The sequence below is a fragment of the Streptomyces sp. cg35 genome (assembly GCF_050410835.1).
GTDB lineage: Bacteria > Actinomycetota > Actinomycetes > Streptomycetales > Streptomycetaceae > Streptomyces.
This window is the reverse complement of record NZ_CP191268.1, coordinates 4653535-4666018: the sequence shown is the minus strand read 5'-3', so window position 1 is coordinate 4666018 and position 12484 is coordinate 4653535. Positions and strand designations below refer to the sequence as shown.

Here is a 12484-nt window from a genome sequence, read left to right as displayed (position 1 = left end):
AACCCGAGGATTGACTTGGGTGGGGGATCCGAGCACGATCATCGATGGGACGGCCCAGGGCGGCAACCCGTCGTGGAGGTCGCGAACTTCCGGCGGGTGCCGACCCGTTGAGCGCGGGGAGAGACGGTCTGTGGACGTAGGGGAAGCGGTGGCGATCGGTGCCGCCGGGGTCGCCGCGGGCGGGATGAACGCGGTGGTCGGCTCCGGCACCCTGATCACGTTCCCGACGCTGCTCGCCTTCGGCTACCCGCCGGTCCTCGCGAACGTCTCCAACAACGTGGGCCTGGTGCCGGGCGTGCTCAGCGCCGCGTACGGCTACCGCCGCGAACTGCGCGGCCAGCGGCGGCGGTTGATCAGGTTCGGCGCCGCCTCGCTGCTCGGCGGGCTCGCGGGCGCGCTGCTCCTGCTGCGGCTGCCGGACGCCGCGTTCCGCGCCGTCGTGCCGGTGCTGATCCTCACCGCGTGCGTACTGGTCGTGCTCCAGCCCCGCCTGAACCGCTGGATGAAGAACCGGCCCGGCGCCGGCTCGCGCACCGACGGCGGCGTCCCCATGTGGCTCGGCGTCCTCGGCACCGGTGTCTACGGCGGCTACTTCGGCGCGGCCCAGGGCGTGCTGCTCATGGGCATGTTCGGCGCGGTGCTCCGCGACGACCTGCAGCGCCTGAACGCCGCGAAGAACGTCCTCGCGTCCCTGGTCAACGGCATCGCCGCGGTCGTCTTCATCGCCGTCGCCGACATCGACTGGACGGTGGCGGCACTGATCGCGGCGGGCTCCACCGCGGGCGGCCTGCTCGGCGCCCGGCTCGGCCGGCGGCTGCCGCCGGCCGTGATGCGGGGCGTCATCGTCACGGTCGGCGTCACGGCGTCGGTCCTGCTGATCGCCCGCTCGTGACGCCGCCCCGCGCGCACCCGTGAACTACCGGCTGTAGACGGCGAGTTGCGCGCGTTTCTTCGGCAACTGCACCTCGGGCAGGTCGATCTCCGGCAGCACGATCTCCCCGACGAGCTCGAACCCGCTGCGGGCGAACAGCGCGACGGCCTTGTCGTTGCGGGCGTCCGGCTCGACGACGATCCGCTTCCGGCCGAGCTCGTCGAGCGCGTACGAGACGAGCACGCCCACCAGCGCCCCGGTGAACCCGCGCCGGGCGCCCGCCGCCCCGGCCGGGCCGACCAGCAGGTGGGCGCCGATGTCGCCGTCCCGCACCTCGTAGCACTCGCTGACCCGGTCGGCCTCGGGCTCGTAGGTCTGGAAGAGCGCGACGGGCGTGCCGTCGAGCCGGACGAGATAGGCGTGGTGCGTGTCCAGGGAGTCGAGGTGCGCGTATATCTCGCGCACGTCGTCCCGGCCGAGGCCCGTCATCCCCCAGAACCGGGCCCGCTCCTCGCTGACCCACGCGTACAGGACGTCGATGTCGGCGCCGGCGGGGTCGAGGCGCGTGAGCCGGAAAGTGCCGAACCCGTCGACGCTCCGCTCGTACACAGGGGACAGGCCGGGGGTCGCTTCGGTCACGTCGGGCTCCTTGGTGAGGCGGTCGAAGTCGGTGACGACAGGGGCGAGTTCACCGCGCAGCCACAGCGGCAGCTGGTCCCGGTGGTGGGCGGATCCCGGTGTCCCGGACGCACCGAGCGGCACGATCCAGCGGCTGTCGTCGCGCCGCGCGAGATCCCATACGTAGCGGGCGGCCGGGCCGCGCGCGCTGAGGTCGGTCACTCCGGGCACGCTCGACGTGGACAGCACGCAGTCGTGGTCGCCGTCGAGGCCGGGCCGGTCGGCGTCGGGGTCGGGCAGCGCCTGCCAGGGCGCGAGCCGGTGCCGCTCGCCCCAGGTGCCCTCGGCGGCGCCCGCGGCCTCCTCGACCGCCGCGCGGACGGCGTCGAGCCTGTCCCCGTCCGGTATCCGAGGAGACGTCAGCAGGTTCTCCAGGCCGTACGCGATCCGCGGCACGAGCGCGAGCCACGGCCGGAACACCTCCGGGTAGGCGGGGGCGAGGTCCGTGAGCGGCGCGAACAGTTCGTGCCGGGCGAGCCGCCGTACGACTGCGGAACGCACCCGCGCGTACGCGGCCGCCCGCACACTGCCCGCGGCCATCCGCCGGTCCCAGGTCAGCAGCCGCTCACGCAGCGCGGCCGCCGCCGGGGTCAGCCCGTCGAGCCGCTCGACGAGCGCCAGCAGAGGCGCCGCGGAGGCGAGTTCGGTGTCGGTGTGCACGGCGCTCATGTCGTCGGGCCGCCAGTCCGCGCGCTCCCCGAGCAGTTCACGGATGCGGCGGGCCCGGTGCGGCGGCGCGAACTCGACGCCGAGCGGCGCGGCGAGGGACCGCTCGTTGGCCATGACGGCGACCCCGTCGACGTCGGCGCGCGGCAGGGGCGTGTACGTGCCGCGCCAGGCGTACCGCTCCTCCCAGGCGGGCACCACGCGCAGCATGTTCTCCGGGTCGCGCACGGGCACGGTGCCGGCGACGCGGTGCAGCAGCCCGCCCGCGGTGTCGGCGGCGAGCACCACGTTGACCGGCTCGGCCCAGCGGTCGAAGGCCCGGTCGACATCGGCGACGGTGCGGGCCCGCAGCAGCGCGGGCAGCGCGCCGAATCCCAGGTCGGCGCGGACGCGTGCGGGCTGGCGCAGACTGATGCCCTCGCCCTCGTCGGGGCCGCCGATCACGACGACCCCGCGCTCGGTCTCGACGACCTCGACACCGTCCGAGCCGTCCGAGCCGTCCGAGCCGTCCGAGCCGTCCCTGCCGCCCACGCCTTCCTCGACGTGCGCGTGGGCCGCCCGCCAGCCGTCCGGCCCGAACGCCTCGACGCCGCCGTCCGCGGTCCGGCGCAGCCGCTCCCGGTACAGGTCCTGGTAGTCGGCCATGGCGTTGGTGATGGCCCAGGCGACGCCGCCCGCGTGCCCGAAGTGCCCGATGCCGGGCACGCCCGGCACGGCGAGCCCGACGACGTCGAACTCCGGGCAGGAGAGACGGATCTGCTGGTACACGCCCGGGTCCTCGATGAACCGGTGCGGGTCCCCGGCGATCAGCGTCCCCCCGGCGGCGGCGCGCGCCCCGTCGACCAGCCAGCCGTTGCTCCCCGTGGTCCCGGGCCCGTCGGTGGCGAACAGCCCGACGGCGTCCGCCCCGAGCCGCCGCACGACCTCGTCCCGCCACAGCTTCGCCGGGAACCCGGCGAACAGCACATGCGTCGACAGCCACACCCCGAGCGGTATCCATCCCTCCCAGCGCCCCGGCTCGACCCCGGCCCGCCCGAACTCCGGCGCGCTCCGCCCCCGCTGCGCGAGCCCCCGGTTGACCCCGTCGACGTAGGCGTCCACCCACGCCCGGGTCTCCGCGTCCAGGGCCTCGTAGCAGCGGCGCGCGGTGTCCGCGAGCCGCGCCCGCCGGGCGAACCGGTCCCAGCCGAGCTCGCCCGCCCCGAGCGCCCCGGCGGACGTGCCGAGCAGCCGGTGCCGCTCGACCTCGATCTGCCAGGCGCGGTCGGCGGCGGTCACCCGGCCCTGCGCGTACGCGAGCGACAGCGCGTCGCCCGCGCGCAGGTGCGGTATCCCCCACATGTCACGGAAGACCTCGAAGCGCACGCTTCCCCCACCCCACCTTCACGATTTATTAGGCGAGCCTAACCTAATCTTTCGCACGGATGGACCGACTAGCACCCCGGACCTCCGGGCGCGATCATCGACGTATGAGCCGTATGGACGTCACCCTCCACCTCGCCCAGGACCCCGCCGCCGACGAACTGCTCGGCCGCAGCCCGCTCGCCGCGCTCGTGGGGATGCTGCTCGACCAGCAGGTGCCCATGGAGTGGGCGTTCGCCGGCCCGCGCACGATCGCCGACCGCCTCGGCTCCGACGACCTCGACGCGCACGAGATCGCCGCCCACGACCCCGAGGCCTTCGCGGCGCTGCTCTCCGCCAAGCCGGCCGTGCACCGCTACCCCGGTTCGATGGCGAAGCGCGTCCAGCAGCTGTGCCAGTACCTGGTCGAGCACTACGACGGCGACGCGAGCGCCGTCTGGGAGGGCGTCGGCACCGGCAAGGAGCTCCTGAAGCGCCTGAACGACCTGCCCGGCTTCGGCAAGCAGAAGGCCCAGATCTTCCTCGCCCTGCTCGGCAAGCAGCTCGGCGTGCGGCCCACGGGCTGGCGCGAGGCGGCGGGCCCCTACGGCGAGGCGAAGTCGTACCGCTCGGTCGCCGACATCACCGGGCCCGAGTCCCTCACCAAGGTCCGCGCGTACAAGCAGGAGATGAAGGCGGCGGCGAAAGCGGCCAAGACGGCGTAGACCGCGTCAGCACACCGGCCGTTCCGTAGCCCAAGAGAGCGGATCTGGCGGCCCGGAGAGCAGGTCACGGGCGTGTCCGGGGGACAAGACCTTGCATGAGCGCCGCCACGTCCACCGCAGCCCCGGGCCTCCGTGCCCGGAGCTGGGCCCGTGCGCTCGTCCTGGTGCTCGCCCTGCTGCTCGCCCCGCTGGCCGCGGCGCCCACGGAGGCCTCGGCCCCGCCCCCGGCCGCCGCGTCGTCCTGCGAACCGGGCGAGCTCCAGCAGGAAGCCCCCGAGGCGGCCCTGCGCCTGCCGACCGGCCATCCCACGCGGCTGCCCACGACCCCGCGCCCGCGTCTCCTCCGGGCGCCCGCCCCCGGCCCCGTCCCGGCCGACCCTCCCGCACGCCCGTCCCACCGCGCCCTGCGCACCGTCGTCCTGCGCTGCTGACGGACCCGGCTCCGGCCCGGCCCCGCCATGTACCGACGCACGACTTCGGAAGGACACCCCCTCATGCCCAAGGACCCGTACGCCCTGCTGCGCGCCCTGCTGCGCGCGGAAGCCGCCCGTGACAGCCGGGCGGACAAGACCCGGCGGCGCCCGGACGACCGCAGCCTCCGGACGTCCCCGGCCCCGCAGGAGAAGGACAGCCGCTGACAGCCGCTGACGGATACAGCAGGCGGCGGGCCGGCGGACCTCTCGATCCGCCGGCCCGCCGCCTGCCGGTGCGGGTCGCCCTCGGGGCTCAGCGTCTGCGCGTCCCGAAGATCGACCGGGAGATCTCGCGCCCGAGCTGCGTCCCCACGGACCGGGCCAGCGACTTGAAGATCCCGCTTCCGACCACCTGGTCGACCATGGACGCGTCGTGCGCGGGCTTGCCCCGCGCGGCCGCCTTCGCGGCCTTCTCCGCCTCCGCGGCCTCCGCCTCCGCCTGCTTGCGCGCCGCGGTCTCCGCCTCCTGCGCGGTCAGCCGCTCGTACGCCGACTCACGGTCCACGGCGTCGGCGTACCGCGAGTACAGCAGCGATCCCTTCACGGCGGCGTCCAGCGCCCCCGCCTCCACCGGCCCCATCAGCGACTCGGGCGCCCGCAGCCGGGTCGCCGCCACCGGGGTCGGCGCGCCCTTCTCGCTCAGCACGGTGATCACGGCCTCGCCGGTACCGAGCGAGGTGAGCAGCTCCTCCAGGTCGTACGAGGAGTGGGGGAAGGTCTTGACGGTCGCCTTCAGCGCTTTCTGGTCGTCGGGCGTGAAGGCGCGCAGCGCGTGCTGCACCCGGTTGCCGAGCTGGGCGAGCACGTCGGAGGGCACGTCCTTCGGCGTCTGCGTCACGAAGAAGACGCCGACGCCCTTGGACCGGATCAGCCGCACGGTCTGCGTGATGGCCTCGAGGAACGCCTTGGACGCCCCGTTGAACAGCAGGTGCGCCTCGTCGAAGAAGAAGACGAGCTTCGGCTTCTCGACGTCCCCGACCTCCGGCAGCCGCTGGAACAGATCGGCCAGCAGCCACATCAGGAACGTCGAGAACAGCTGCGGCTTGTCCTGCACCCCGGGCAGTTCCAGTACGGAGACGAGGCCCCGCCCGTCCGGCGCCGTGCGCAGCAGCTCGCTCGTGTCGAACTCGGGCTCCCCGAAGAAGTCGCTCATGCCCTGCGCCTCGAAGGCGGTCAGCGCGCGCAGGATGACCCCGGCGGTGACGGTCGACAGCCCGCCGATCTCCTTCAGCTCGGGCTTGCCCTCGTCGGACGTCAGGAAGGTGACGACGGCCCGCAGGTCCTTGAGGTCGACGAGCTCCAGGCCCTTCTGGTCCGCGTAGTGGAAGATCAGGCCGAGGGACTGCTCCTGGGTCTGGTTGAGCTGGAGCACCTTCGACAGCAGCACCGGGCCGAAGCTGGTGATGGTGGCCCGCAGCGGAATGCCGGAGCCGATCCCGCCCAGCGCGTAGAACTCGCAGGGGAAGCCGGTCGCCGTCCACTCCTGGCCGACCTGCCCGGCGCGCTCGCGCACCTTCTCGCCGTCCTCGCCGGGCGCGGAGATCCCCGACACGTCGCCCTTGACGTCGGCGAGGAAGACCGGCACGCCCTGGGCGGCCAGCTGTTCCGCGATGAGCTGCAGGGTCTTGGTCTTGCCGGTGCCGGTGGCGCCGGCCACCAGGCCGTGCCGGTTCAGCATGGGCAGCGGGATGCGGATCTGGGCGTCGGGGTGGCACGCGCCGTCCCAGAGCAGCGCGCCCAGGTCGAGCGCGGGCCCCGTGAAGGCGTACCCGGCGGCGATCTCCAGGGCCTCGGCGGGCAGCGCGGCGCCGCCGGTCACGGTCTCGGGGTGCGCGTCGGCGTCCCCAGAAGGGGCCGTCGGGGCTGCCAGGGTCTCCGAGGCCTGTGGGGTCTGTGGGGCGTCGGGCGCGGGCGTCGCCGCGGGAGCGACGGGCGGCACGAACCGGCCGCGTGCCCGTGCGCCGGCCCCCGCCGCCGCGGGCGCGCCCGCGCCCGTCAACGCGGCGCCCGGCTCTCCCCCGGACGAGCCCGCCGCACTCTCCGACCCGGCCGCCATCGGCTCGCTCTCACTCATTTCAGGCCCCTGTCCCCGGCTTGAGTGTTCCCATTTCACCCCACTTCAGGGCGTTATTTCCCAGAGTCGCACTCCGTCTCCATGGCTGCGCCCGGAGAGCCTCGCCCGGTAGGCTTTCCGTGTGATCTTCAAGCGCATCGGAAACGGCCGGCCGTACCCCGACCACGGCCGGGAAAGCACCCGGCAGTGGGCGGACGTCGCGCCGCGCCCGGTCCGCCTCGATCAGCTGGTGACGACCAAGGGCCAGCTCGATCTGGAGACCCTGCTCGCCGAGGACTCCACGTTCTACGGCGACCTCTTCGCGCACGTCGTGAAGTGGCAGGGCGACCTGTACCTGGAGGACGGCCTGCACCGCGCCGTCCGCGCCGCGCTCCAGCAGCGCCAGGTGCTGCACGCCCGCGTACTCGAACTGGGCTGACGGCCCGCCAAGTCCGCATTGGCCCTTTTGGGTTGGACTGGGCACCGGGCCGTGATCATTTAATAGGCATCGCCGCCGAGCGGCACTACGCTGCGCCCATGAGCATGCTCACTCCCCCCGGCATGGGCGGCAAGTACCGCATCACGGGGGACAAATACCCTCGTATGCGTCGTGGCCGCCCGCGCAGCAGGATCGTGCTCGCGGTCGTCGCGTCCGTCGCCGCGGTCGCCCTGATCGGCTGGGGAACGCTCCAGCTCGTCCACGTCTTCACCGGCGGCGGCAAGTCCACCGCCGCGGGCCCGGGCGCCGCGGACTGCGAGAAGCGGGCGAGCGCGTCGCCCACCGGCACGAAGCCCGCGGACGCGAAGAAGCTCCCCGCCCCCGCCCAGATCAAGGTGAACGTCCTCAACGCCACGCCTCGCGGCGGCCTGGCCAAGGAGACCGCCGCCGAGCTGAAGAAGCGCGGCTTCGCGATCGGGGACGTGGGCAACGCGACGAAGGCGTACGACAAGAAGGTCAAGGGGCCCGGGATACTGCTGGGCGCGAAGACGGCGACCGACGCGGCGCTGCCGGTGCTCGGCACGCAGCTGTCCGGCGCCGAGCAGAAGACGGACGCCCGCACGAAACCGGCCGAAGTCGACCTGATCATCGGCACCGGCTTCAAGGAGCTGACGGCCAAGCCGGCCGCGGACAAGGCCCTGGCGGCCCTGACCCACCCCAAGCCCGCGCCCTCCGCGTCGCCGAGCTGCGCGTAACCGCACACGACAAAGAGCCGCGGTCGCGTCCGCTCACCGGGTGAGCGGACGCGACCGCGGCTCTTGTGTGACGGGCGGAGCCGCTATTCGGCGGCGCCGTACATGCGGTCGCCGGCGTCGCCGAGGCCCGGCACGATGTACCCGTTCTCGTTCAGCCGCTCGTCGACCGACGCGGTCACCACGGTGACCGGCGTCCCCGCCAGCTCCCGCTCCATGATCTCGACGCCCTCCGGCGCGGCCAGCAGCACCACGGCCGTGACGTCGTCCGCGCCGCGCTTGATGAGCTCCTGGATCGCCGCGACGAGCGTGCCGCCCGTGGCGAGCATCGGGTCCAGGACGTAGACCTGGCGCCCGGAGAGGTCGTCCGGCATGCGCGTCGCGTACGTGGAGGCCTGCAGCGTCTCCTCGTTGCGGACCATGCCCAGGAAGCCCACCTCGGCGGTCGGCAGCAGGCGGACCATGCCGTCGAGCATGCCGAGGCCCGCGCGCAGGATCGGCACCACGAGCGGGCGCGGGTACGACAGCTTCACGCCGGTCGTCCGGGACACCGGGGTGTCGATGTCGACCTGCTCGGTGCGCACGTCCCGGGTCGCCTCGTACGCGAGCAGGGTGACCAGCTCGTCGGCCAGGCGCCGGAAGGTCGGGGAGTCGGTGCGCTGGTCGCGCAGTGTGGTGAGTTTGTGCGCCACAAGAGGGTGGTCGACGACGTGGATCCGCATGTCCTCAACAGTAACCGGGGCCCACGGCCACGGCTCCCCCGCGCAGTGGCATCAAGGGCCCCCACGGAGGGAAAGTGGAAAGAACTCGTCGACCGCGGGGGGACTGGGGTGGTGGTGTCGGGATGACCGACCAGAAGCGCCGAGAAGGGCCGGACCGGGGCCCCGAGCCCGGTGAGCCCATGGAGTCGGACGCCGAACGCAGGCGGCGCCGCGCCATGTTCCTGCGCGAACTGACCGAGGCGCGCGAGCTGCGCGACCGGGTCCAGCCGCGCCGCGCGCGGGCCGCGCGGATGCGCCAGCAGATGCGGATGCGCACCTTTCGCTGGTGACTCGGCGGTCCCGTACAGGTGACGCGCCTCACATCGGACACTCTCCCCGGAGACGCGACGCGAACACAGCGCGCGGAAGACCTCTCTTGAAGCCGTTCTTTCTGCCACGATTCCGAGTGGGCGGGGCTTGAACTGCACTCCCCGCCTCCAAGACTCCGCCGGGGGGACCCCCGACCGGCACCTGAGACCAGTGGGAGAGTCACGGTGTACTTCGCCGCACTGCTCGCGCGCACCGAAGACGGGTGGGAAGCGAGCGATACAGAGCTCGACGACGTGGAGACCCTGTCGGACCTGTCCGACCTGGCCCGCGAGGCGCTGGCCGAGGCCGGCGCCGAGGACGACACCGTCCTCGTCTTCATCGAACAAGAGGATGTGTGGTTCGGCGTCGTCCGCGTGGACGGCGAGGACGACCCTCGCATCTACATCTCGGACGCCGCGGCCGCCGCTCGCAGCAGCTACGGCGAGATCCTGCTCACCGACGAACTGCTCGGCAAGGATCCGGACGCCGACGACGATCTGGATTCCCTCGACCTGGACGGCACGGAGGACGGCGAATCGGAGGCACCGGACGACGACGAGGAGAGCGACGACGGCGCGGGCGCCGAGGCCGTGCCCGCCGGGCCGATCGGGGACACCGAGATCCTCGCCGACCTGGGCGTCCCGGAGAAGGAGCTGCTCGCTCTGGACGGTTCGGACGCGCTGAGCGAGATCGCGGACGCGCTGGGCGCCGCGGAGGTGCTCGAGACCGTGCGCTGAGCGGGCGGGGATAGATTCCTGGCCGTGACACCCACCGAGCCCGAACCCGATCCCGTACGAGACCCCTGGAAGCCGCCCATGCGGCAGGCCCTGGCCGAGGCCGGGCTCGCCGCGCGGGACGGCGACGTACCCGTCGGCGCCGTGCTCCTGGCGCCCGACGGGACGACCGTGCTGGCCACCGCGCACAACGAGCGGGAGCTGACCGGCGACCCCACCGCCCACGCCGAGGTCCTGGCCGTCCGCCGGGGGGCCGAGGCCGTGGGCGAGTGGCGGCTCACCGGCTGCACGCTCGTCGTCACCCTCGAACCGTGCACGATGTGCGCGGGTGCCATCGTCCAGTCCCGCCTCGACCGCGTCGTCTACGGAGCCCGTGACGACAAGGCCGGAGCGGCCGGCTCCCTGTGGGACGTGATCCGCGACCGGCGGCTCAACCACCGGCCCGAGGTCGTCTCCGGCGTCCTCGCCGAGGAGTGCGCGAAGCCCCTCACGAGCTTCTTCAGGGATACGGATTTCAGACCAGGGCCCACCTTGGGCTAGAGTTCCTCTCGGTAGCGTGTCCGAGCGGCCGAAGGAGCTCGCCTCGAAAGCGAGTGTGGGGAAACTCACCGAGGGTTCAAATCCCTCCGCTACCGCTGACAACGCCCCTCTTCCACGGGTTCACCGAGGAAGAGGGGCGTTCTGCATGTTCAGTTGTGCGCCCGATGCGGTGCGCACACGAAGAGCCCCGGCGCCTGACCAGTGGCGCCGGGGCTCTCGTCCCGCTTGGTCGGGGGAAGCGGCATCGGGGGGACAAGCCGCTTCCCCCGATGAGGACGGAATCCCGTAAGTCCGCGCCGCGTCAGGGGGGAAGCGAGCGGCGCGAACCCCGCAGTCGGGGACCGTCCCTGCCCTTCGGATTCCTGCCAGACCCTCCGGGCTCATCACCCATCCTGCGCCACTTCCACACTCCCCGGTCACGGCAAAGGACCTGTAGCCACGGGCCGTTGGTCCTTAAAGGTCAGGTGAGCTGATGACCGGGATAGACTCGCGCCCGGCAACAGGGGCCACACGGTGAACAGCGGTGGCGCAGGCGCGGGCATGGGGAGGCCGAACGTAGTGCAGCCGAAGAAAATCGCTCTGTTCGTCGTGGTCGTCTTCGTGGCCTACGTGATCATCACCGACCCCGCCAAGGCCGCCGACTACGTGCAGATAGGGTTCGAGGGCGTCTCGACCGCCGCGCAGTCCATCGGCGACTTCATGACCTGGGTCGTCAACGGCGGCAAGTAGTCCCGAGCCCTTCGAGGGAGAGCACAGCCGTGATCCGCCATCTGGTCCTCTTCAAGCTCAACGACGGTGTGAGCCGTGACGAACCGCGCGTGGTCGAGGGCGTCGCCGCCTTCCGCGCGCTGGGCGAGCAGATCCCCGAGCTGACGTTCTGGGAGTGCGACTGGAACATCACCGACCGCCCCATCGCGTACGACTTCGCGATCAACTCGGCGGTCGAGGACACCGACGCGCTGCAGCGGTACCTCGAACACCCCGCGCACCAGGCGGGCGTCGCGCTGTGGCGGGAGTTCGCCACCTGGGTGATCGCCGACTACGCGTTCTGAGCCGCTCGCACGACTGAACGGCCCCTCACCGGAACGGTGGGGGGCTTTTTCGCGTCCCGATCCATCGAATGCCCCAACTTGCCCGTCAACACGTAGTTATGCGGTGCTTGCACACAGTGCACATGTCTTGTGATGCTATGACCGCTTTTGACCGATGAGTTGACGGAGACAGAGGTGGCGTTGACCGTGCCGGCCAGTACTGCGCCTCAAGCGCCGCCCGCGACGAAGACCACCCGCGGCGCCGACACCCGCGCCCTCACCCAGGTCCTCTTCGCCCAGCTCAAGGACCTGCCGCCGGGCAGCCCCGAGCACTCCCGGGTGCGCGGCGCGCTCATCGAGGCGAACCTCCCGCTCGTGCGGTACGCGGCGGCCCGCTTCCGCAGCCGCAACGAGCCGATGGAGGACGTCGTCCAGGTCGGCACGATCGGGCTGATCAACGCCATCGACCGGTTCGACCCGGACCGCGGCGTGCAGTTCCCGACCTTCGCGATGCCCACGGTGGTCGGCGAGATCAAGCGGTACTTCCGCGACAACGTGCGCACCGTGCACGTGCCACGGCGGCTGCACGAGCTGTGGGTGCAGGTGAACGCCGCGAGCGAGGACCTGACCACGGCCTTCGGGCGCTCCCCCACCACCGCCGAGATCGCCGAGCGGCTGCGCATCGGCGAGGACGAGGTGCTGGCCTGCATCGAGGCCGGACGCTCGTACCACGCGACGTCCCTGGAGGCCGCGCAGGAGGGCGACGGGATGCCGGGCCTGCTCGACCGGCTCGGCTACGAGGACCCCGAACTCGACGGCGTCGAGCACCGCGACCTCGTCCGGCACCTGCTGGTCCAGCTGCCCGAGCGCGAGCAGCGGATCCTGCTGCTGCGCTACTACAGCAACTTGACCCAGTCTCAGATCAGCGCCGAACTGGGTGTCTCCCAGATGCACGTGTCAAGACTCCTCGCCCGCAGCTTCGCCAGACTTCGATCCGCAAACAGGATCGATGCGTAGCTGAAACGGGTAGACCCACCCTGCGGGGATTTCCCGACGGGAAATGTCGTCCGCCGGGCCCGCACCCCCTGTTTCCTGCGCGGATTCGCCCCTT

Annotated in this window: 15 protein-coding genes and 1 tRNA gene; 13 read left to right on the top strand and 3 right to left on the bottom strand. The window is 72.3% G+C overall.

Annotated elements, in window-relative coordinates; translation table 11 throughout:
* The first annotated feature begins 130 nt into the window (after nucleotides 1–130).
* Nucleotides 131–892, top strand: coding sequence for a sulfite exporter TauE/SafE family protein (locus ACQUQD_RS21165; RefSeq protein ID WP_428953693.1), 762 nt, complete (start codon nucleotides 131–133; stop codon nucleotides 890–892).
* A 24-nt stretch (nucleotides 893–916) separates the two neighbouring features.
* Here the strand turns inward: ACQUQD_RS21165 and ACQUQD_RS21160 are convergent, their stop codons facing one another.
* On the bottom strand, nucleotides 917–3556 hold the full coding sequence (locus tag ACQUQD_RS21160; protein ID WP_428957619.1) for a GNAT family N-acetyltransferase: 2640 nt from the start codon (nucleotides 3554–3556) through the stop codon (nucleotides 917–919).
* A 137-nt stretch (nucleotides 3557–3693) separates the two neighbouring features.
* On the opposite strand from ACQUQD_RS21160, the gene ACQUQD_RS21155 reads away from it, so the two are divergent.
* From ACQUQD_RS21155 to ACQUQD_RS21145, 3 genes are all read left to right on the top strand, one after another.
* A complete protein-coding gene (locus ACQUQD_RS21155) occupies nucleotides 3694–4281 on the top strand; it encodes an HhH-GPD-type base excision DNA repair protein (RefSeq protein WP_428957618.1) in 588 nt (195 codons plus the stop codon).
* 95 nt (nucleotides 4282–4376) lie between these two features.
* Nucleotides 4377–4712, top strand: a complete 336-nt coding sequence (locus ACQUQD_RS21150) for a hypothetical protein (RefSeq protein WP_428953692.1) — start codon at nucleotides 4377–4379, stop codon at nucleotides 4710–4712.
* A gap of 63 nt (nucleotides 4713–4775) precedes the next feature.
* On the top strand, nucleotides 4776–4919 hold the full coding sequence (locus ACQUQD_RS21145) for a hypothetical protein (RefSeq protein WP_428953691.1): 144 nt from the start codon (nucleotides 4776–4778) through the stop codon (nucleotides 4917–4919).
* Nucleotides 4920–5007: 88 nt separating this feature from the next.
* On the opposite strand, the gene ACQUQD_RS21140 is transcribed toward ACQUQD_RS21145, so the two are convergent.
* Nucleotides 5008–6828 (bottom strand): helicase HerA-like domain-containing protein, encoded by a 1821-nt coding sequence (locus tag ACQUQD_RS21140; protein WP_428953690.1) that lies wholly within the window; start codon nucleotides 6826–6828, stop codon nucleotides 5008–5010.
* A gap of 121 nt (nucleotides 6829–6949) precedes the next feature.
* Here ACQUQD_RS21140 and ACQUQD_RS21135 point away from each other — a divergent pair, with 121 nt between their 5' ends.
* Nucleotides 6950–7246, top strand: a complete 297-nt coding sequence (locus ACQUQD_RS21135; protein ID WP_003955420.1) for a type II toxin-antitoxin system VapB family antitoxin — start codon at nucleotides 6950–6952, stop codon at nucleotides 7244–7246.
* A gap of 98 nt (nucleotides 7247–7344) precedes the next feature.
* Nucleotides 7345–8001 (top strand): LytR C-terminal domain-containing protein, encoded by a 657-nt coding sequence (locus ACQUQD_RS21130; protein ID WP_428953689.1) that lies wholly within the window; start codon nucleotides 7345–7347, stop codon nucleotides 7999–8001.
* A gap of 83 nt (nucleotides 8002–8084) precedes the next feature.
* Here ACQUQD_RS21130 and upp read toward each other — a convergent pair whose 3' ends face one another.
* Nucleotides 8085–8720 (bottom strand): uracil phosphoribosyltransferase, encoded by a 636-nt coding sequence (upp, locus tag ACQUQD_RS21125; protein ID WP_428953688.1) that lies wholly within the window; start codon nucleotides 8718–8720, stop codon nucleotides 8085–8087.
* A 122-nt stretch (nucleotides 8721–8842) separates the two neighbouring features.
* On the opposite strand from upp, the gene ACQUQD_RS21120 reads away from it, so the two are divergent.
* From ACQUQD_RS21120 to ACQUQD_RS21090, 7 genes are all read left to right on the top strand, one after another.
* Complete coding sequence (locus ACQUQD_RS21120; protein WP_428953687.1) at nucleotides 8843–9049, top strand: hypothetical protein; 207 nt, start codon at nucleotides 8843–8845, stop codon at nucleotides 9047–9049.
* A gap of 204 nt (nucleotides 9050–9253) precedes the next feature.
* A complete protein-coding gene (locus ACQUQD_RS21115) occupies nucleotides 9254–9805 on the top strand; it encodes a hypothetical protein (protein WP_428953686.1) in 552 nt (183 codons plus the stop codon).
* 78 nt (nucleotides 9806–9883) lie between these two features.
* A complete protein-coding gene (gene tadA, locus ACQUQD_RS21110) occupies nucleotides 9884–10342 on the top strand; it encodes a tRNA adenosine(34) deaminase TadA (protein WP_428957617.1) in 459 nt (152 codons plus the stop codon).
* Between the two features lie 10 nt (nucleotides 10343–10352).
* A tRNA-Ser gene (locus ACQUQD_RS21105) sits at nucleotides 10353–10437 on the top strand.
* A gap of 445 nt (nucleotides 10438–10882) precedes the next feature.
* The gene (locus ACQUQD_RS21100) at nucleotides 10883–11071 is read left to right on the top strand and encodes a hypothetical protein (protein ID WP_428953685.1); all 189 of its coding nucleotides are present in this window, start codon (nucleotides 10883–10885) and stop codon (nucleotides 11069–11071) included.
* Between the two features lie 29 nt (nucleotides 11072–11100).
* Nucleotides 11101–11394, top strand: coding sequence for a Dabb family protein (locus ACQUQD_RS21095; RefSeq protein WP_428953684.1), 294 nt, complete (start codon nucleotides 11101–11103; stop codon nucleotides 11392–11394).
* 174 nt (nucleotides 11395–11568) lie between these two features.
* Nucleotides 11569–12390 (top strand): RNA polymerase sigma factor SigF, encoded by an 822-nt coding sequence (locus tag ACQUQD_RS21090; protein WP_428953683.1) that lies wholly within the window; start codon nucleotides 11569–11571, stop codon nucleotides 12388–12390.
* Nucleotides 12391–12484 lie beyond the last annotated feature (94 nt).